Raw genomic sequence first — 18,984 nt, 5'->3', positions numbered from 1 at the left:
AACAAAGGGTGCGGCCCCGCCGTCGTACGAGATCCGAAGGAGCGGCCCTAGCGGCGGCCGCCGGTCCCTCCGACCGCCCGGCCGTTCGCGCCGCCGTTCGTCTGCCCCTGGATGACGGTGCCGGGCGGCACCGCGCCGCCGTTGTCACCGCCGCCGGTCGCGCCGCCGCCGGTCAGACCGCCGAGCAGGCCGCCGATCAGCTGTCCGCGGCCGCCGCCGTCGGCGCCGCCGTGCTGACCGCCGTTGTTGCCCTGACCCTGACCCTGACCCTGCCCTTGCCCCTGGCCCTGCCCCGGGACCTGTCCCTGGTGGTTGTCGCCGGAGCCGTTGTCGTCCGGGATGTCGACCAGGTTGAAGTCCTCGGTCGGCTTGCCCTCCAGGGCGCCGTTCATCATGTCGCGCCAGATCGGGCCGGGGACCTCACCGCCGTAGACCTTGTCGTGCGGGATGCCGCCGATGGTGATGTCGACCATGTGGCGCCGGTGCTGCGGGTCGCCGACCCAGACCGCGCCCGCCATGTTCGGCGTGTAGCCGACGAACCAGGCGGCGAAGCGCTCGTCCGTCGTACCGGTCTTGCCCGCGCTCGGGCGGTCGCCGAGACCCGCCTCCTGGCCGGTGCCGTCCTCGACCACGCCCTTGAGGAGCGTGCTGACGGTGTCCGCCGTCCTCTCGGACATCGCGCGCGAGCAGGTCGAACGCGGCACCGGCAGGGACTTCACCCGGCTGCCGGTCGTCTGGGTGACCGACTCGATGGCGACCGGGGTGCAGTACATGCCGCGCGAGGCGAAGGTGGCGTACGCGTTCGCCATCGTCAGCGGGGACATCTCCTGGGTGCCGAGCGCGATCGAGGGGGCCTGGTCGATCTGGCGGCCGTCGGCGCGCGCCACGCCCATCTTCTTCGCCATGTCGATCACCGGGCAGATGCCGATGTCGCTGATCAGCTGCACGTAGTAGGTGTTGACCGACTTGGCGGTCGCCTCCTTCATGCCGTACGGCCCGTGCTCCGACTCGTTCTCGTTGGTCAGCTTGGCCGGCTTGGCCGGGTCGTTGCGCCAGATCTTGCCGTTGCAGGCGGCCACCGGGCTCGGGTACGGCATCTCGTACGGCGACGAGTACTGCTGTGTCGGGGACTTGCCGCCCTCGATCGCGGCCGCCGCGACGATCGGCTTGAACGTCGAACCCGGCTGGTAGCCCGCGCCGCCGCCCATGCCCTGGTTCACCGACAGGTTGATCTGCGTCTCGTTCGTGCCGAAGCCGTACGGCCGGGACTGGCCCATGGCGAGGATCTTGCCGGTGCCCGGCTCGACGATCGTCGCGGCCGTCGCCACCTGGTCGGACTTGTAGACGTGCTCCTTGATGGAGTTCTGCACGGACTGCTGGGCCTGCGGGTCGAGCGTCGTACGGATCGTCAGACCGCCCTGGTTCCACAGCTTCGCGCGCGCCTCCTTGGTCTTGCCGAAGACCGGGTCGGTGAGGAAGACCTCGCGCACGTAGTCGCAGAAGAAACCGGCGCCCTGGACGGCGGTGATGCAGCCGTTCTTCGGCTGGCTGGGCTTGAGGCCGAGCGGCTCGCGCTTGGCCTGGGCGGCTTCCTGCGGGGAGATGTCGCCCAGCTCCGCCATGCGCTGGAGCACGGTGTTGCGGCGCTTGGTGGCCTCCGCCTCGTCGTTGACCGGGTCGTAGCGGCTCGGGGACTGCACGATGCCGGCCAGCAGCGCGGACTCCTGGAGGCTCAGGTCCTTGGCGTGCTTGGAGAAGTACCGCTCGGAGGCGGCCTCCACGCCGTACGCCTGCTCACCGAAGAAGGTGATGTTCAGGTAGTTCTCGAGGATCTTCTTCTTGCCGAGCTCTTCCTCGATCTGGATCGCGTACTTCAGCTCCCGGACCTTGCGGCCCATGGTCTGCTGGGTGGCCTCGGCGACCTTCGTCGGGTCGTCGCCGGCCTCCTCGATGAAGTAGTTCTTCACCAGCTGCTGGGTGAGCGTGGAGGCGCCCTGCGCGACCCCGCCCTCCTGCGCGTTCTTGTTCAGGGCGCGCAGCACGCCCTTGAGGTCGATCGCGCCGTGCTGGTAGAAGCGCGAGTCCTCGATCGCGACGATCGCCTTCTGCATGTACGGCGAGATGTCCTTGAGGTCGACCACCGTACGGTCCCTGCTGTACACGCTCGCGATCTGCGCGCCCTTGGCGTCCAGGATCGTCGTGCGCTGACTGAGCTGGGGACTCTTCAGGTTGGCCGGGATCTCGTCGAAGCTCTTGACCGAGCCCTTGGCCGCGAGGCCCAGGGCGCCGGCCGCGGGCAGCGCGATGCCCGCCATCACGGCTCCCGCGAGCACACTGACACCGAGGAACTTCGCGGCCTGCTGCAACGGCGACAGACCACCGCCCGAGCGCTTCTTTGGCATGGGGGCAGCCTAATCCGTACTCCTGAGCGTTCTGAGGGAGCGGCTTGCCTTCGGGATGTTCCGTGACCGGTACGGGGCCCCGCGGGCCGCCTGACCTGCCTACGTTTCCATTTGCCGGACAGGCGTGCAGCCCTTGGCCTAAGCTGCTCCCAACTGTCACAGCGGTGCGGCCCCGTACCACTGCGTCCGGCGTCCCGAAGCGTCGCGAACCACCCGTGTCGTGCCCCGAGCCGCGTCCGATTGCGCCTCGTGTGTCACCTGATGCCCGCTGTGGCGCACCGTAGCTGTCCTGGTTTGCCGGGACAGTCGCATATGTCGCCAGCTCACTCCCGCGGGTGATCTGCCGCTTACCCATAGTCCGTTCGGGCCATTCAAGATTGGGCCCGACGGGGGTGTTGCGCTGTCCCCACCTTCCGTAACGTCCTCAACTGGCGGCGGTGAATATGCCGCTGCCGCCGTGGGGGAGCCTCGATTCGGGAGAGGACGGCGCCGGTATGGGCTGGGTAACCGACTGGAGTGCGCAGGCTGCCTGCCGCACTACCGATCCGGATGAACTGTTCGTTCAAGGAGCAGCGCAGAACAGAGCCAAGGCGGTGTGCACCGGATGTCCGGTACGCACCGAGTGCCTGGCGGACGCGCTGGACAATCGCGTCGAGTTCGGCGTGTGGGGAGGCATGACGGAGCGGGAGCGCCGCGCCCTGCTGCGCCGGCGGCCCACCGTGACCTCCTGGCGCAGGCTGCTGGAGACCGCCCGCTCGGAGTACGAGCGCGGCAGCGGCTTCGTGAGCCTCGACAGCGACGAGGTGTACGAGAACTACGCGGCCGTGAGCTGAGCACCGCGGGCCCGAGGCCTCTCGGGTCCGGCCAGGAGACCAGGTGAGCGCGACCGCGTCCGCTGGGACGGGCCGTGTCCGCCGTGCGGAACGTGTTCGCCGTGCGGGCCGCGTCCGCTAGGACGGTTCCGCGCGCTCCGTGGGCTCCGTGGGCGCGCCCGCCGCGAGGCGGTCGCCGATGTCGCGCAGGCCCGTGAGGTCGTGCACATCGCCGGGCAGGGCGGGTACGTCGACCACCGCCACCTCGGGGTGGCGGGCGGTGAAGCGGTCACGCGTGCGCTGCTCGCGTGCCAGGAGATGCATGCGTTCGGCGTGCAGCCTCAGCAGGCCCTCGGCGAGCCGGTCGACGGAACGTTCCTCGTCGGTGGGGGAGCCGTCGTGGGAAGTGCCGGATGTGTCGGTGCCGGTTGCGCTCTCGGATGCGTGAGGTTGTGAACTGCCGTACGTGTCGGGAGAGTTACGAAGTCCAGCTTTCCCGCCCCCCTGATCCACAATGCCGTGGTCCGCAAGATTTTCCGCGGCGTCCAGCGCCCGCTCGGCCGACAGCCGGCCCGCGCCGCTGCCGTGCACCCGGTTGAGCACCAGACCCACCAGCGGCATGTCCTCCGCGGCCAGCCGCTCCACGAAGTACGCGGCCTCGCGCAGCGCGTCCCGCTCCGGGGCCGCCACCACCAGGAACGCGGTGCCGGGCGCCTGGAGCAGCTTGTACGTGGCGTCCGCGCGGGTGCGGAAGCCGCCGAAGGTGGTGTCCATCGCGGACACGAACGTCTGGACGTCCTTCAGGAGTTGGCCGCCGAGCAGCTTGCCCAGGGTGCCGGTCATCATCGACATCCCGACGTTCAGGAACGCCATGCCCGCGCGGCCGCCCAGCTTGGCGGGGGCGGTGAGCAGGCGGATCAGCCGGCCGTCCAGGAACGAGCCGAGCCGCTTGGGGGCGTCCAGGAAGTCCAGGGCCGAGCGGGAGGGCGGGGTGTCGACCACGATCAGGTCCCATTCGTCCCGCGCCCGCAGCTGGCCCAGCTTCTCCATGGCCATGTACTCCTGCGTGCCCGCGAAGCCCGCCGAGAGCGACTGGTAGAAGGGGTTCGCCAGGATCGCGGCCGCCCGCTCGCGGTCCGCGTGCGCCTCCACGACCTCGTCGAAGGTGCGCTTCATGTCGAGCATCATGGCGTGCAGCTCGCCGTCGCCGTCGGTGCCCTTCACCCGGCGGGGAACGTTGTCGAGGGAGTCGATGCCCATCGACTGGGCCAGTCTGCGGGCCGGGTCGATGGTGAGCACGACCACCTTGCGGCCCCGCTCGGCCGCGCGCAGGCCCAGGGCGGCGGCGGTGGTCGTCTTGCCGACGCCGCCGGAGCCGCAGCACACCACGATGCGCGTCTTCGGGTCGTCCAGCAGCGCGTCGACGTCGAGCGTCCGGGAGGACGCCAGCCGCCGGGCCGCCGCCTCCCGCCCCTCGGCCCCGCCCCGGCCCCCGGCCCCGTCGCGGCCCTCGCCCCGGTCCTCGGCCGCCGTCTCGCGCTTGGCGGCCGTGCCCTGCTCCTCGGCTGTCATGACACCTCCTGCTCACGCAGCTCGGCGGCGAGTTCGTACAGGCCCGCCAGGTCCATTCCCTCGGCGAGCAGCGGCAGTTCGTGCAGCGGCAGCCCCAGCTCGCCGAGCACACCGCGCTGCTCCTGCTCCAGGGCGTGGCGCTCGGCGTACTCCGCGGCCTGGGCCAGCAGCGGGTCCACCAGTTTCTCCGCGTTCCCGCCGCGCCGCGCGCCGCCGAGGCCGGCGGCCGACAGGGAGCGGGCCAGGGCGGTGTGGTCCACCGTCCGGACGAGTTCCAGATCCTCGGTGTCCAACACCTCGGGCCGCACCATGTTCACGATGACCCGGCCCACCGGCAGCCGCGCCGCGCGCAGTTCGGCGATGCCGTCGGCGGTCTCCTGGACCGGCATCTCCTCCAGCAGCGTCACCAGGTGCACCGCCGTCTCCGGCGACTTGAGGACCCGCATCACGGCCTGCGCCTGATTGTGTATCGGGCCGATCTTCGCCAGGCCCGCCACCTCGTCGTTGACATTGAGGAAGCGGGTGATCCGGCCGGTCGGGGGCGCGTCCATGACCACGTAGTCGTAGACGAACCGGCCGCCGCGGTCCTTGCGGCGCACCGCCTCGCACGCCTTGCCGGTCAGCAGGACGTCCCGGATGCCGGGCGCGATGGTGGTGGCGAAGTCGATGGCGCCGAGCTTCTTCAGGGCTCGGCCGGCGCCGCCCAGTTTGTAGAACATCTGGAGGTAGTCCAGAAGGGCCAGTTCGGCGTCTATGGCCAGTGCGTACACCTCCCCGCCCCCGGGAGCCACCGCGATCTTCCGCTCCTCGTACGGCAACGCCTCCGTCTCGAAGAGCTGTGCGATTCCCTGCCGGCCCTCGACCTCCACGAGAAGCGTCCGCTTCCCCTCGGTCGCGAGGGCCAGCGCGAGTGCGGCGGCGACCGTCGTCTTTCCGGTCCCGCCCTTGCCGCTGACGACCTGGAGCCTGCTCACGTCTTCGAGACTAACCAGTCCGGCCGACCGTCACGCAGGAGGCTGTGGATAACGGGGAGACGACGAGGGAGTGATCGGTCACAGCGGATACAGTCGGCCCATGACCAAGTGGGAATACTCAACCGTGCCGCTGCTCGTCCATGCCACGAAGCAGATTCTGGACAACTGGGGCGAGGACGGCTGGGAGCTCGTCCAGGTCGTGCCCGGACCGAACCCCGAGCAGCTGGTCGCCTACCTGAAGCGGGAGAAGCAGGCATGAGCGCGGTCGAGGAGAGGCTGGCCGGTCTGGGCCTGAGCCTGCCGGAGGTCGTACCGCCGCTGGCCGCCTACCAGCCGGCCGTGCGGTCCGGTGCCTACGTGTACACCGCGGGCCAGCTGCCGATGGTCGAGGGCAAGCTGCCCGTCACCGGCAAGGTGGGCGCCGAGGTCACCGCCGACGAGGCCAAGGACCTGGCCCGCACCTGCGCGCTGAACGCGCTGGCGGCCGTGAAGTCCGTCGCCGGCGACCTGGACCGGATCGCGCGCGTGGTCAAGGTCACCGGGTTCGTCGCCTCCGCGCCCGACTTCACCGGCCAGCCCGGTGTGCTCAACGGCGCCAGCGAACTGCTCGGCGAGATCCTCGGCGACAAGGGCGTGCACGCCCGCAGCGCGGTCGGCGTCGCGGTGCTCCCGATGGACGCGCCGGTCGAGGTCGAGATCCAGGTCGAGCTGGTCCCGTAGCCCCGTCCCGCACCGCCGACACGGCCCGCGCCGCCCGGCGCCTCGGGTACCTCTCGAACATTCGCCCTACACGGGATAGCCTCCGGCCATGGCGAACGGTCAGTGGTACCCCCCGGAGTGGCCGGACCGTATCCGCGCGCTCGCGGACGGCACCCTCACCCCGGTGTCCCCCAAGCGCGCGGCGACGGTGCTCCTGCTGAAGGACACCGAGGCCGGACCGGCCGTCCACATGCTGCGCAGACGCGCCTCCATGGCCTTCGCCGGAGGCGCGTACGCGTATCCCGGGGGCGGCGTCGACCCGCGCGACGACGACACGCGGATCCGCTGGGCGGGCCCCCCGCGCGCGTGGTGGGCCGAACGGCTCGGAGTCGACGAGGCCGGCGCCCAGGCGATCGTCTGCGCGGCGGTCCGGGAGACGTACGAGGAGGCGGGCGTCCTGCTCGCCGGGCCCGGCCCGGACACGGTCGTCGGCGACACCACGGGCGACGACTGGGAGGCGGACCGCGCCGCCCTGGTCGCGCGCGAGCAGTCCTTCGCCGAGTTCCTGCACCGGCGCGGCCTGGTGCTGCGCTCGGACCTGCTGGGCGCCTGGGCGCGCTGGATCACCCCGGAGTTCGAGGCGCGCCGCTACGACACCTGGTTCTTCGTTGCCGTCCTCCCGAAGGGGCAGCGCACCCGGAACGCCTCCACGGAGGCCGACCGCACGGTGTGGATCCGCCCGGCCGAGGCCGCCGCCGGATACGACCGGGGCGAGCTGCTGATGATGCCGCCCACCATCGCCGCGCTGCGCGAGCTGCTGCCGTACGGCACCGCCGCCGAGGCCCTCGCGGCCGCCGCCGCGCGCGATCTGACGCCGGTGCAGGCCACCGCCCGGCTGGCGGACGGCGAGATCGTGCTGTCCTGGCCGGGGCACGAGGAGTTCACCAAGCACGTTCCGTCGAGTCCGGCGCCCGCCGACGCGACCGGGGGAGGCCGCGCATGACCGACGCGAGCGCGCTGCCCGGCCAGCCCAGGGGCGCGGTCGGCTCCGGGCCCGCCACCGCCCGGGCCGTCAACGTCCTCGCGCCCAACGCCTCCGCGATGACCCTGGACGGCACCAACACCTGGATCGTCGCCGAGCCGGACTCCGATCTGGCCGTGGTGATCGACCCGGGCCCGCTGGACGAGGGCCATCTGCGCGCGGTCGTGGACACGGCGGAGAAGGCGGGCCGCCGGATAGCCCTGACCCTGCTCACGCACGGGCACGAGGACCACGCCGAGGGCGCGGGCCGCTTCGCCGAGCTGACCGGCACCCGGGTACGGGCCCTGGACCCGGCCCTCCGCCTCGGCGACGAGGGCCTGGCAGCGGGCGACGTGATCACCACCGGCGGCCTGGAGCTGAGGGTCGTACCGACCCCCGGGCACACCTCGGACTCGCTGTCCTTCCACCTCCCGGCCGACCGGGCGGTGCTGACCGGCGACACCATCCTCGGGCGCGGCACGACGATGGTGGCGCACCCCGACGGGCGGCTCGGCGACTACCTGGACTCCCTGCGCCGGCTGCGCTCCCTCACGGTGGACGACGGCGTGCACACCGTGCTGCCGGGGCACGGTCCGGTCCTGGAGGACGCCCAGGGCGCCGTGGAGTTCTACCTCGCCCACCGCGCCCACCGGCTCGCCCAGGTGGAGACCGCCGTCGAGAACGGCCACCGCACCGCGGCCGATGTCGTCGCCCATGTCTACGCCGACGTCGACCGCTCCCTGTGGCCGGCCGCGGAACTCTCGGTCCGGGCCCAGCTGGAGTACCTCGGCGAGCACGGCCTGATCTAGAGCCGGTCCAGGGCCGGTCTAGGCCGCGCCCTCCGGCCCCTGGCTCTTCACGCCGTGCACGCGCGCGTACTCGGCGGCGAGCCAGGGGCCCAGGTCGTCGACGTGGCCGCGCAGCACCCGCGGGTCGCCCACGGGCTCCCGGCCGTACTCGGCCGCCGTGAGCAGCTGTGCGGCCCGCTCGGGGTAGTACGCGCCGCAGACCTCGGCCATCTCGCGCAGATCGCTCGTCCAGCCGTTCCAGCGGGTCATGACGAGCGTGAAGCCGGTGCGGACGAGGTGGCGGGACATGTAGCGCACCAGGCGCCGCCGGGCGGCCTCGTCGTCCCCGGCGGCCGCGATCCGCTCGCGCCAGCGGGGCAGCAGCCGGGCGAGGTCGCCGTTGGTCCCGCGGGCCAGCGGGGAGTCGGGGCGGTAGCGGGGCAGCCGCCCGGCCAGGTCGTTGCCGAGCAGCGGGGTGCACAGACAGGCCAGGAACCAGCCCATGTCGTACCGCTCCGGCTCGCTCAGCAGCCGCTCCCGGCCGTACAGCAGCGTCCCGGCCCCGTCGATCTCCGGGAACCGCCGGTCCAGGTCCTCGCCGAGGGCGCGTACGGCGGCGCGGTCGGCGTCGGCCGGTTCCTCGCGCAGGACGATCAGCAGGTCCAGGTCGCTGCGGCCCACCCGCGCGGTGCCCCGGGGGATCGACCCGTAGAGGTACGCCCCGTCCAGGCGCGCCCCGAACACCTCCGGCAACCGCTCCCGTACGGCGGCCACGACCGGCCGGAAGGCGGCGGGCACGCGCGCGAGGGAGCCCTCGCGGAGGAAGAAGCCGTCGGGGTCGAGGCCGTGGGGGCGGGGTGGGGCGGGCGGTCCGGGCATGGCGCCATCGTGCCGTGTCCGACCGGTCCGGGGCAGCCGGTTTATGCGGGGAGGGACGACTCAGGGCGCGGCCCCCGAGGAGCCGCGCCCTGGATGTCGTACCGGGGAAGGACCGCGCGTCAGCGGGACCGCTTGGCCAGTCGCTCCACGTCCAGCAGGATGACCGCGCGCGCCTCCAGGCGCAGCCAGCCGCGCTGGGCGAAGTCGGCCAGGGCCTTGTTGACGGTCTCGCGGGAGGCGCCGACCAGCTGGGCCAGCTCCTCCTGGGTGAGGTCGTGGACGACGTGGATGCCCTCTTCGGACTGCACGCCGAAGCGGCGCGACAGGTCGAGCAGGGCGCGCGCCACGCGGCCGGGGACGTCGGAGAAGACCAGGTCCGACATGGCGTCGTTGGTCTTGCGCAGCCGGCGGGCGACGGCGCGCAGCAGGGCGCCGGCCACCTCGGGGCGGGCGTTCAGCCAGGGCTGGAGGTCGCCGTGGCCGAGGCCGAGCAGCTTGACCTCGGTCAGCGCGGTCGCGGTGGCCGTGCGCGGGCCCGGGTCGAACAGCGACAGCTCGCCGATCAGCTCACCGGGACCGACGACGGCGAGCATGTTCTCGCGGCCGTCGGGGGAGGTGCGGTGCAGCTTCACCTTGCCCTCGGTGACGACATACAGGCGGTCGCCCGGGTCGCCCTCGTGGAACAGGGAGTCGCCGCGAGCGAGGGTGACCTCGCCCATCGAGGCGCGAAGCTCCGCGGCCTGCTCATCGTCGAGCGCCGCGAAGAGCGGGTTGCGCCGCAGAACGTCGTCCACGAGTTCTCTCCTTGTCGACCTGCTCAGGGGAACGTGCTCCCCCTGTGTGCCAGGGACCGTGTTCTCATTTTGCCGGACGGTCCAAACAGTGTGATCTGTCACAAGGATGCCGCACCGGTGTGCCGGGGTAAGCGTCAGGGGTCCAATCGGGGGCCGATCTTCGGGGTCCGGGGCGGATGTCGGTGCCGGGCTCTAGGCTGGCCGGGTGTCCAAATCGCCGGTGAGAGCACAGGCCAAGGGGGCTTAGCGGGTGGTTGTACGTCGCGATTCCGCTGTGGGCGAACAGGGCCCCGGAGGCAGTAGGAAAAGTAGAAAAAAGGCTGACATGGCGGAAGAGACCGGTTCGGCAGGGAAGGCAGGGTCTGCCGGGAAGGCGGCATCTGCCGCGAAAGCGCCTTCCGTGAAGAAGGCCGCCCCGGCGAGGGAGAAGGCCGCCCCGGCGAAGAAGGCCGTGGCCGCCGGTGGCGCGGTCCCGGTGAAGAAGGCCGTGGCCGCCAAGAAGGTCGCCGTCGAACCGGTGGGCAAGGAGTCGCGGACCGCGCTGGTCCGCCGGGCCCGCCGGATCAACCGCGAACTGGCCGAGGTGTACCCGTACGCCCATCCGGAGCTGGACTTCGAGAACCCCTTCCAGCTGCTGGTCGCGACCGTCCTGTCGGCCCAGACCACCGATCTGCGGGTCAACCAGACGACCCCCGGACTCTTCGGCCGCTATCCCACCCCCGAGGACCTGGCCGCCGCCAACCCGGAGGAGGTCGAGGAGATCCTGCGCCCCTGCGGGTTCTTCCGGGCCAAGACCCGGTCGGTCATAGGGCTCTCCAAGGCGCTGGTGGAGGACTTCGGCGGTGAGGTGCCGGGGCGGCTGGAGGACCTGGTCAAGCTGCCCGGCGTCGGCCGCAAGACCGCCTTCGTGGTGCTCGGCAACGCCTTCGGGCGCCCCGGGATCACCGTGGACACGCACTTCCAGCGGCTGGTGCGGCGCTGGCGCTGGACCGAGGCGACCGACCCCGACAAGATCGAGGCCGCGGTCGGCGCGCTGTTCCCGAAGAGCGACTGGACCGACCTGTCCCACCACGTCATCTGGCACGGCCGCCGCATCTGCCACGCCCGCAAGCCCGCCTGCGGCGCCTGCCCGATCGCCCCGCTCTGCCCGGCCTACGGCGAGGGCGAGACCGATCCGGAGAAGGCGAAGAAGCTGCTGAAGTACGAGAAGGGCGGCCTGCCCGGCCAGCGGCTCAACCCGCCCCAGGCCTATCTGGACGCGGGCGGCAGGCCCGCCCCGCCGCTGGGGGCCGCGTGACGGAACGATCCCGGTGCCCCCGGCGTTGGACGACACGGAATGACGGGGGTGGGCGATGACATGGGCCAGTGAGACGCGAGGCGACGCGGTGGTGCTGGACGGCCGGGGACTGCCGAACTGGCTGGCCCCGGTGGCGCGCGCGGCCGAGACCGTCGAGCCCCGCCAGCTCAGCCGCTTCCTGCCGCCCGAGAACGGCTCGGGCCGCCAGTCGGCCGTGCTCATCCTGTTCGGCGAGGGTCCTCGCGGCCCCGAACTGCTGCTCATGGAGCGCTCCGGCTCGCTGCGCTCGCACGCGGGCCAGCCGTCCTTCCCGGGCGGCTCCCTCGACCCCGAGGACGGCGACCCGCTCGGCGAGGGCCCGCTGCGCGCCGCCCTGCGCGAGGCCGAGGAGGAGACCGGGCTCGACCCCCGGGGCGTGCAGCCGTTCGCCGTGCTGCCCCGGCTGTACATCCCGGTCAGCCGCTTCGTCGTCACGCCCGTCCTCGGCTGGTGGCGCGAGCCCAGCCCGGTCGGCGCGGTGGACCCGAACGAGACGGCGCGGGTGTTCACGGTCCCCGTGGCGGATCTCACGGACCCCGCCAACCGCACCACCGTCGTCCACCCCAGCGGGTTCCGGGGCCCGGCATTCCAGGTCGAATCGACCCTTGTGTGGGGTTTCACGGCCGGGGTGATCGACCGGCTGCTGCACTACGCGGGCTGGGAGCGACCCTGGGACCGGGAGAAGCTGTCCCCGCTCGACTGGAGCTCATGACAGGGTGATCCCCGTGCTGTCTCTTTCCCGGGGACGCGGGGTCCCTCCGTTCCCATGGGGGCGGGCCGGACGCCTTGTTGGAGCCGCGGGAAGCGGAATGGAGTAGGCGAGGGCCTGAAGCGGTGAACGTGCTGGACATCCTGTTGCTGGTCGCTGCCGTGTGGTTCGCCGTCGTGGGCTACCGCCAGGGCTTCGTCGTGGGCATCCTGTCGGTGATCGGCTTCCTGGGCGGCGGCCTCGCGGCGGTGTACGCGCTGCCCGTGGTCTGGGACGCGGTGACCGACAACGCGGAGGTGAGCACCACCGCCGCCGTCGTGGCCGTGGTCGTCGTCATCGTCTGCGCCTCCGTCGGGCAGGCCCTGACCACCCACCTGGGCAACAAACTGCGCAAGCACATCACCTGGTCCCCGGCCCGCGCCCTGGACGCCACCGGCGGCGCGCTGGTCAATGTGGTGGCGATGCTCCTGGTGGCCTGGCTGATCGGCTCCGCCCTGGCCGGCACCACCCTGCCGACCCTCGGCAAGCAGGTGCGCGGCTCCAAGGTGCTGCTCGGGGTCTCCCGGGCGCTGCCCGCCCAGGCCGACGGCTGGTTCGCGGACTTCTCCTCCGTCCTCGCGCAGAACGGCTTCCCGCAGGTCTTCAGCCCGTTCTCCGACGAGCCCATCAAGGACGTCCAGCCACCGGACCCGGCCCTCGCCGGCAGCCCGGTCGCCACCCATGCCCAGCGCTCCATCGTCAAGGTCACCGGCACCGCGCAGAGCTGCGGCAAGGTCCTGGAGGGCACCGGCTTCGTCTTCGCCGACCGCCGCGTGATGACCAACGCGCACGTCGTCGGCGGGGTGGACGCGCCGACCGTGCAGATAGGCGGAGCGGGGCGGCGCTACGACGCCAAGGTGGTGCTGTACGACTGGAAGCGCGACATCGCGGTACTCGACGTACCGGACCTGAAGGCGGACACGCTGAAGTTCGCCGCGCCGGACGCGACCGGGGGCGACGGCGCGATCGTGGCCGGCTTCCCGGAGAACGGCTCGTACGACGTGCGCGCGGCCCGGGTGCGCGGGCGCATCTCGGTCAACGGCCCGGACATCTACCACCGCGGCAGCGTGCGCCGCGATGTCTACTCGCTGTACGCGACCGTCCGCCAGGGAAACTCCGGCGGACCCCTGCTCACCCCTGACGGCAGGGTCTACGGGGTGGTGTTCGCCAAGTCCCTGGACGACGCCGAGACCGGTTACGCGCTGACGGCGGACGAGATCCGGCCGGACATCGCCCGCGGCCGCACGGCGAACGAGCAGGTGGGTACGGACAGCTGCGCGCTGTGAGCGAGCAGCTGGGTACAAACCGCCGCGCGCTGTGAGCCGCGAGGCCGGTTCAGTTGCGCGGGTGACGCAGGCGCACCGAGACCCAGCGGGCCCGGCGGCGCAGGATGCGCGGGATCCCCACCCGCAGTTCGCCTTCCGCGAGTTGCGGGGTGCCTCGCTGAGGCATGCTCAGGCCCGTGGCCGAGCGGCGGTTGCGGGGTGCGTCACTGTAGTCGTGCGTCAAGCCCATACCCGTCCGTGTGCCCCCGCCCCAAGGTCGATAACCGCTTGGACGGCGGCCAATTGGCGTATGCGGCAGGCATGTGGCCGAACGGGGGACAAGCGGCGAGGAACCGGATACTCCGCGCACCGGTCCCGTCACCGTCTCGTCACCGGTCGGGCTCGGGGTCCCGCAGCCAGTTGACCAGCTCCGTCGAGAACGCCACCGGGTCCTCCTCGTGCGGGAAGTGCCCCAGTCCGTCGAACAGCCGCCAGCGGTACGGCGCTTCGACGTACTCCCCGGAACCGGCGGCGCTGCGCGTGCGGCTCACCGGATCGAGTGAACCGTGCAGATGCAGCGTGGGCACCCGCACCGGGCGCTTCATCCTGCGGTAGAACTGCACGCCGTCCGGGCGTGCCAGGGAGCGCACCAGCCAGCGGTACGGCTCGACGGAGCAGTGCGCGGTGGAGGGGATGCACATGGCGCGCCGGTACGTGCGCACCGCCTCGTTTTCCGGCTCGCGCGGCCCGGACCAGTCCCGGATCAGACGGCCCACCAGCTCCCCGTCGTCAGCCGTGAGTTGACGCTCCGGGATCCAGGGGCGCTGGAAGCCCCAGATGTAGGAGTTGGCGGCCGTCTGCCGGGCGTCGCGCAGCATCGCCGCGCGCCAGCGCCTCGGATGGGGCATCGACACCACCGCGAGCCGGCGCACCAGCTTGGGACGCATGGCCGCCGCGGTCCACGCCAGATAGCCGCCGAGGTCGTGCCCGACGAGTGCGGCGTCCGGCTCGCCGAGGGAGCGGATGACGCCGGTGACGTCCAGGGCGAGATTGGCCGGATCGTAGCCGCGCGGTGTGCGGTCGCTGCCGCCGACGCCCCGCAGGTCCATGGCCACCGCCCGGTAGCCGGCCTCCGCGAGGGCGACCAGCTGGTGCCGCCAGGTCCACCAGAACTGCGGGAAGCCATGGAGCAGCAGCACCAGGGGGCCGTCGCCGAGTTCCGCGATGTGGAAGCGGGCGCCGTTCGCGGCGACGTCCCGGTGGATCACCTGGTGTCCGGGCAGGCCGATCCGCACCAGCGAGGCAGGAGCGGGGTCATGAGCGGGGTCCGTCATGACGACGAGCGTGCCACAGCCTCGATGGCCGCGGGGCTGCGATCCTCGGGAAGCTCCGGGCGCGGGTGCGGCTTGGCCTTGCCGAGGACGTTCGCGGTCTCCTTCACGGAGGCGGCGACCTTCTGCGGGCCCCGGCCCTTCTTGGCCTTCTTCGCGAACACCACACCGATCAGGGCCAGCAGACCGGCGACGAGCACGTTGGCCGCGAAGGACAGCACGAAGCAGATCGCCAGGTTCCAGTGGGACCAGGTGCGGATGCCGTACGCCAGGGCGAAGTTGAGCATCGGCAGGGAGAAGACCAGGACCGCGCCCGCCATCGAGAACGCGCCACCGCTGGTCGCGCCGCGCTTCACGTCCTGCTTGAGCTGCGCCTTGGCCAGCGCGATCTCGTCGTGCACCAGCGCCGACAAATCGGTCGTCGCCGAGGCGAACAGCTGGCCGATGCTGCGTTCGGCGCCGACCGGGCTGCCGTCGGGTGCGCTCATCGCGTTCTCCCTTACGAGTTCTTCCGTGTCCCCGGGCCTGCCGGGCGGGCCGCCGCCCTGCCCCGGGTCACCGTCTTGATTTGTACCGTCTCGTCAGATCATGCCGGACGGCCGCCCCCGGCGCCTGCCCCGCCCGCTGCTTCCGCACTCCCGTCGCCCGCCGCGGCCGTCCGTTCGGCGGCGATCCGCCGGTGTTCGGCGGCCCTGCGCTCCAGGATCCGGGCCATGCGCAGGTGGTACGCCGGGTCGTCCTCCTCGTAGACGTCGGGGACGCCGTCCAGGTCGTCGTCGCGGTCCTCGGCCTCGCACAGCCGCCGGTACTTGGCGTTGCGTATCTTCAGCAGCACGGTGGCACAGACCGCGGCGATCAGGGAACCGGCGAGGACGGCGGCCTTGGTCTCGTCGGTGAGCAGCGCGTCGCCGTCGTAGGCCAGTTCGCCGATGAGCAGCGAGACCGTGAAGCCGATGCCGGCGAGCGAGGCGACCGCGAAGACGTCCGCCCAGGCGAGGTCCTCGCTCAGGGAGGCGCGGGTGAAGCGGACGGTCAGCCAGGTGCCGCCGAATATGCCGAGCGCTTTGCCGAGGACCAGGCCCAGAACCACGCCGAGGGTCTCCGGTCGGGTGAACAGGTCGCCGAGCGCCCGCCCGGACACCACCACCCCGGCGCTGAACAGCGCGAACAGCGGCACCGCGAATCCGGCGGACAGGGGCCGCACCAGGTGCTCGACGCGCTCGCCGGGCGAGCGCTCCTCGCCCGCGCGGGTGGTGCAGCGCAGCATCAGGCCCATGGCCACCCCGGCGATGGTGGCGTGCACGCCGCTGTTGTACATCAGCGCCCAGTTGACGGCCGCGAGTGGCAGGTAGACGTACCAGCCGCGTACGCCCTTGCGCAGCAGCAGCCAGAAGACGGCGAGGCCGAGGAACGCGCCGCCGAGGGCGGCGAAGTTCAGCCGGTCGGTGAAGAAGACCGCGATGATCAGGATCGCGAAGAGGTCGTCGACGACGGCGAGGGTGAGCAGGAAGGCGCGCAGGGCGCTGGGCAGCGAGGTGCCGATCACCGCGAGGACGGCGAGCGCGAAGGCGATGTCGGTGGCGGTGGGCACCGCCCAGCCTTGTGTGGAGCCGTGTCCGGCGAGGTTGGTGACGGTGTAGACGAGGGCGGGTACGGCCATGCCGCACAGGGCGGCCACCACGGGGAGCACGGCCGCCCTGGGGTCGCGCAGGTCGCCGGCGACCAGTTCGCGTTTGAGCTCGATACCGGCGACGAAGAAGAAGATCGCGAGGACGCCGTCGGCGGCCCAGTGGGCGACCGACAGGTCGAGGCCGAGGGCGGCGGGGCCGAAGCTGAAGTGGCTGACCGCCTCGTAGCTGTGGCGCAGCGCCGGGACGTTCGCCCAGATCAGGGCGGTCACGGCGGCGATCAGCAGGAGCACTCCGCCGACGGTCTCCGTGCGCAGGGCGTCCGCGACATAGGTCCGCTCGGGCAGGGACAGGCGTCCGAGGGCCTTGCGGGCGGGGTGCGGGATGCGGGGCGCGGTCACGATGGGGGACCTCCGGAAGCGGGCAGGACGACGTACCTGCCGACCAGACTTCCCGGCGCACCTCATGCGGATCTTGTTGACTTCTTGACGCTTTGGTTACTTTACCTAACTTCTCGGGCGAGGGAAAGGCGAGCCGGACCGGTGGGCCCTGACGTGCGGAAGGGGCGCCCGGCGAGTGCCGGGCGCCCCTTGTCCGTCGTACGGGATCAGTCCTCGCTGGGGGCGGCGGGGAGCTTGGACTGGATCAGGTCCATGACGCCGGAGTCGGTCAGCGTCGTCACGTCACCGAGCTGGCGGTTCTCGGCGACGTCGCGCAGGAGGCGGCGCATGATCTTGCCGGAGCGGGTCTTGGGGAGTTCCGCGACGGGGAGGATCCGCTTGGGCTTGGCGATCGGGCCGAGGGTGGCGCCGACGTGGTCGCGGAGCTTGCCGATCAGGGTCTCGTCGTCCGCCGATGCCGTGCCGCGCAGGATGACGAAGGCGACGATGGCCTGGCCGGTGGTCTCGTCGGCGGCTCCGACCACCGCCGCCTCGGCGACCGCCGGGTGGGACACGAGCGCCGATTCGACCTCGGTGGTGGAGATGTTGTGGCCGGACACCAGCATCACGTCGTCCACCCGGCCCAGGAGCCAGATGTCGCCGTCCTGGTCCTTCTTGGCGCCGTCGCCGGCGAAGTACTTGCCTTCGAAGCGGGACCAGTAGGTGTCCTTGAAGCGCTGGTCGTCGCCCCAGATGGTGCGCAGCATCGACGGCCACGGCTCGGTGAGGACGAGGTAGCCGCCTTTGCCGTCGGGCACCTCGCGGGCTTCGTCGTCGACGACGGTGGCGCTGATGCCGGGCAGCGGGCGCTGGGCGGAGCCGGGCTTGGCGTCGGTGACGCCGGGGAGGGGGGAGATCATCATGGCGCCGGTCTCGGTCTGCCACCAGGTGTCCACGACGGGAGTGCGGTCGGCGCCGATGTGCTTGCGGTACCAGATCCAGGCTTCGGGGTTGATGGGTTCGCCGACCGAGCCGAGGATGCGCAGGCTGGTGAGGTCGAACTTGGCGGGGATGTCGTCTCCCCACTTCATGAAGGTGCGGATCGCGGTGGGGGCGGTGTAGAGGACGGACACCTTGTACTTCTGGACGATCTCCCAGAAGCGGCCCTGGTGGGGAGTGTCGGGGGTGCCCTCGTACATGACCTGGGTGGCGCCGTTGGCGAGGGGGCCGTAGACGATGTAGGAGTGTCCGGTGACCCAGCCGACGTCGGCGGTGCACCAGTAGACGTCGGTCTCGGGCTTGAGGTCGAAGACGGCCCAGTGGGTGTAGGCGACCTGGGTGAGGTAGCCGCCGGAGGTGTGCAGGATGCCCTTGGGCTTCCCCGTCGTGCCCGAGGTGTAGAGGATGAACAGGGGGTGTTCGGCGTCGAACGCCTCGGGGGTGTGCTCGGCCGGCTGGGCGGCGACGAGGTCGTGCCACCACACGTCGCGGGTGTCGTTCCAGGCGACGTCCTGGCCGGTGCGGCGGACGACGAGGACGTGTTCGACGGTGCCGGCCTTGTCGGCGGCTTCGTCGACGGCGGGTTTGAGGGCGGAGGGCTTGCCGCGGCGGTAGCCGCCGTCGGAGGTGATGACGACCCGGGCGTCGGCGTCCTTGATGCGGGTGGCCAGCGCGTCGGCGGAGAAGCCGCCGAAGACGACGGAGTGGGCGGCGCCGATCCGGGCGCAGGCCAGCATGGCGATGGCGGTCTCGGGGATCATCGGCATGTAGACGGCGACGCGGTCGCCCTTGCGGACGCCGAGCCGGAGGAGGGCGTTCGCGGCGCGGGAGACCTCGTCCTTGAGTTCGGCGTAGGTGATGGCGCGGCTGTCGCCGGGTTCGCCTTCGAAGTGGATGGCGACGCGGTCACCGTGGCCGGCCTCGACATGGCGGTCGACGCAGTTGTAGGCGACGTTGAGCCGACCGTCCTTGAACCACTTCGCGAACGGGGGGTTCGACCAGTCCAGCGTCTCGGTCGGCTCCGTGGCCCAGGTCAGCCGGCGGGCCTGCGCGGCCCAGAAGCCGAGCCGGTCAGCCTTGGCCTGCTCGTACGCCTCCGCCGTGACGTTGGCGTGTGCGGCCAGGTCGGCGGGGGGCGCGAACCTGCGTTCTTCCTTCAGCAGGTTGGCCAGGCTCTCATTGCTCACGACATCCGCCTTTCGAGGGTGTCCGATGTGTCCCAGGCCACAGCTCATCAGACGTGAGGGTGCGGTGACAAGGGTCGTCGGAGAAATTGGTTTAGACCTGTGCGATCAGGAGGGGGAGGGATGGAGTAACGATTCGTAAAGGATCAGTAATGACACGTAAAGATCATTC

General features: G+C 71.6%; 18 protein-coding genes. 8 read left to right on the top strand and 10 right to left on the bottom strand.

What is annotated here, in order from left to right; all coding sequences use genetic code 11:
* Nucleotides 1-47: 47 nt before the first annotated feature.
* Nucleotides 48-2,402, bottom strand: a complete 2,355-nt coding sequence (locus QHG49_RS16325; RefSeq protein ID WP_301490145.1) for a transglycosylase domain-containing protein — start codon at nucleotides 2,400-2,402, stop codon at nucleotides 48-50.
* Between the two features lie 494 nt (nucleotides 2,403-2,896).
* Between QHG49_RS16325 and wblA the strand changes: the two genes are divergently transcribed.
* The gene (gene wblA / locus QHG49_RS16320) at nucleotides 2,897-3,235 is read left to right on the top strand and encodes a transcriptional regulator WblA (RefSeq protein WP_172427591.1); all 339 of its coding nucleotides are present in this window, start codon (nucleotides 2,897-2,899) and stop codon (nucleotides 3,233-3,235) included.
* A 117-nt stretch (nucleotides 3,236-3,352) separates the two neighbouring features.
* Here wblA and QHG49_RS16315 read toward each other — a convergent pair whose 3' ends face one another.
* Together QHG49_RS16315 and QHG49_RS16310 are read right to left on the bottom strand one after the other, a co-directional pair.
* Complete coding sequence (locus QHG49_RS16315) at nucleotides 3,353-4,786, bottom strand: ArsA family ATPase (RefSeq protein WP_301490144.1); 1,434 nt, start codon at nucleotides 4,784-4,786, stop codon at nucleotides 3,353-3,355.
* Entirely contained in the window at nucleotides 4,783-5,760 is a 978-nt protein-coding gene (locus QHG49_RS16310; protein ID WP_145488087.1) for an ArsA-related P-loop ATPase, read from the bottom strand. Before QHG49_RS16310 ends, QHG49_RS16315 begins: the two co-directional genes overlap by 4 nt.
* Nucleotides 5,761-5,860: 100 nt before the next feature.
* On the opposite strand from QHG49_RS16310, the gene QHG49_RS16305 reads away from it, so the two are divergent.
* The 4 genes from QHG49_RS16305 (at nucleotide 5,861) to QHG49_RS16290 (ending at nucleotide 8,289) form a co-directional block, all read left to right on the top strand.
* Entirely contained in the window at nucleotides 5,861-6,019 is a 159-nt protein-coding gene (locus tag QHG49_RS16305) for a DUF4177 domain-containing protein (protein WP_018547934.1), read from the top strand.
* A complete protein-coding gene (locus tag QHG49_RS16300; protein ID WP_301490142.1) occupies nucleotides 6,016-6,480 on the top strand; it encodes a RidA family protein in 465 nt (154 codons plus the stop codon). Before QHG49_RS16305 ends, QHG49_RS16300 begins: the two co-directional genes overlap by 4 nt.
* An 88-nt stretch (nucleotides 6,481-6,568) precedes the next feature.
* Entirely contained in the window at nucleotides 6,569-7,462 is an 894-nt protein-coding gene (locus tag QHG49_RS16295; protein WP_145488083.1) for an NUDIX hydrolase, read from the top strand.
* Nucleotides 7,459-8,289 carry an MBL fold metallo-hydrolase gene (locus tag QHG49_RS16290; RefSeq protein WP_145488082.1) on the top strand — a complete coding sequence of 277 codons (831 nt, stop codon included), beginning with the start codon at nucleotides 7,459-7,461 and terminating at the stop codon, nucleotides 8,287-8,289. Before QHG49_RS16295 ends, QHG49_RS16290 begins: the two co-directional genes overlap by 4 nt.
* An 18-nt stretch (nucleotides 8,290-8,307) precedes the next feature.
* Here the strand turns inward: QHG49_RS16290 and QHG49_RS16285 are convergent, their stop codons facing one another.
* Entirely contained in the window at nucleotides 8,308-9,147 is an 840-nt protein-coding gene (locus QHG49_RS16285) for a nucleotidyltransferase domain-containing protein (protein WP_301490141.1), read from the bottom strand.
* Between the two features lie 119 nt (nucleotides 9,148-9,266).
* Nucleotides 9,267-9,941 (bottom strand): Crp/Fnr family transcriptional regulator, encoded by a 675-nt coding sequence (locus QHG49_RS16280; protein ID WP_145488079.1) that lies wholly within the window; start codon nucleotides 9,939-9,941, stop codon nucleotides 9,267-9,269.
* Nucleotides 9,942-10,266: 325 nt separating this feature from the next.
* Here QHG49_RS16280 and nth point away from each other — a divergent pair, with 325 nt between their 5' ends.
* The 3 genes from nth to QHG49_RS16265 all read left to right on the top strand — a co-directional run bounded on the left by nth (nucleotide 10,267) and on the right by QHG49_RS16265 (nucleotide 13,311).
* The gene (gene nth, locus QHG49_RS16275) at nucleotides 10,267-11,238 is read left to right on the top strand and encodes an endonuclease III (protein WP_301490140.1); all 972 of its coding nucleotides are present in this window, start codon (nucleotides 10,267-10,269) and stop codon (nucleotides 11,236-11,238) included.
* 55 nt (nucleotides 11,239-11,293) lie between these two features.
* Nucleotides 11,294-11,989 (top strand): CoA pyrophosphatase, encoded by a 696-nt coding sequence (locus QHG49_RS16270; protein WP_145488075.1) that lies wholly within the window; start codon nucleotides 11,294-11,296, stop codon nucleotides 11,987-11,989.
* Nucleotides 11,990-12,111: 122 nt separating this feature from the next.
* The gene (locus QHG49_RS16265) at nucleotides 12,112-13,311 is read left to right on the top strand and encodes a MarP family serine protease (RefSeq protein ID WP_301490139.1); all 1,200 of its coding nucleotides are present in this window, start codon (nucleotides 12,112-12,114) and stop codon (nucleotides 13,309-13,311) included.
* A 49-nt stretch (nucleotides 13,312-13,360) separates the two neighbouring features.
* Here the strand turns inward: QHG49_RS16265 and QHG49_RS16260 are convergent, their stop codons facing one another.
* The 5 genes from QHG49_RS16260 to acs all read right to left on the bottom strand — a co-directional run bounded on the left by QHG49_RS16260 (nucleotide 13,361) and on the right by acs (nucleotide 18,815).
* Nucleotides 13,361-13,540 carry a hypothetical protein gene (locus QHG49_RS16260; protein ID WP_078967505.1) on the bottom strand — a complete coding sequence of 60 codons (180 nt, stop codon included), beginning with the start codon at nucleotides 13,538-13,540 and terminating at the stop codon, nucleotides 13,361-13,363.
* A gap of 139 nt (nucleotides 13,541-13,679) precedes the next feature.
* Nucleotides 13,680-14,624: an alpha/beta fold hydrolase gene (locus QHG49_RS16255; protein ID WP_301490138.1), complete on the bottom strand. Its 945-nt coding sequence runs from the start codon at nucleotides 14,622-14,624 to the stop codon at nucleotides 13,680-13,682.
* Nucleotides 14,621-15,109 carry a phage holin family protein gene (locus QHG49_RS16250; RefSeq protein WP_145488070.1) on the bottom strand — a complete coding sequence of 163 codons (489 nt, stop codon included), beginning with the start codon at nucleotides 15,107-15,109 and terminating at the stop codon, nucleotides 14,621-14,623. The genes QHG49_RS16255 and QHG49_RS16250 overlap by 4 nt, the downstream gene beginning before the upstream one ends.
* 98 nt (nucleotides 15,110-15,207) lie before the next feature.
* Complete coding sequence (gene nhaA, locus QHG49_RS16245) at nucleotides 15,208-16,650, bottom strand: Na+/H+ antiporter NhaA (protein ID WP_301490137.1); 1,443 nt, start codon at nucleotides 16,648-16,650, stop codon at nucleotides 15,208-15,210.
* Between the two features lie 206 nt (nucleotides 16,651-16,856).
* Complete coding sequence (gene acs, locus QHG49_RS16240) at nucleotides 16,857-18,815, bottom strand: acetate--CoA ligase (protein ID WP_159703634.1); 1,959 nt, start codon at nucleotides 18,813-18,815, stop codon at nucleotides 16,857-16,859.
* Nucleotides 18,816-18,984 lie beyond the last annotated feature (169 nt).

This window comes from Streptomyces sp. WP-1 (assembly GCF_030450125.1).
In the GTDB taxonomy this organism is placed as follows: Bacteria; Actinomycetota; Actinomycetes; order Streptomycetales; family Streptomycetaceae; genus Streptomyces; species Streptomyces incarnatus.
Note: the sequence above shows the minus strand (reverse complement) of the source record. Positions and strands in the feature narration are given on the sequence as shown.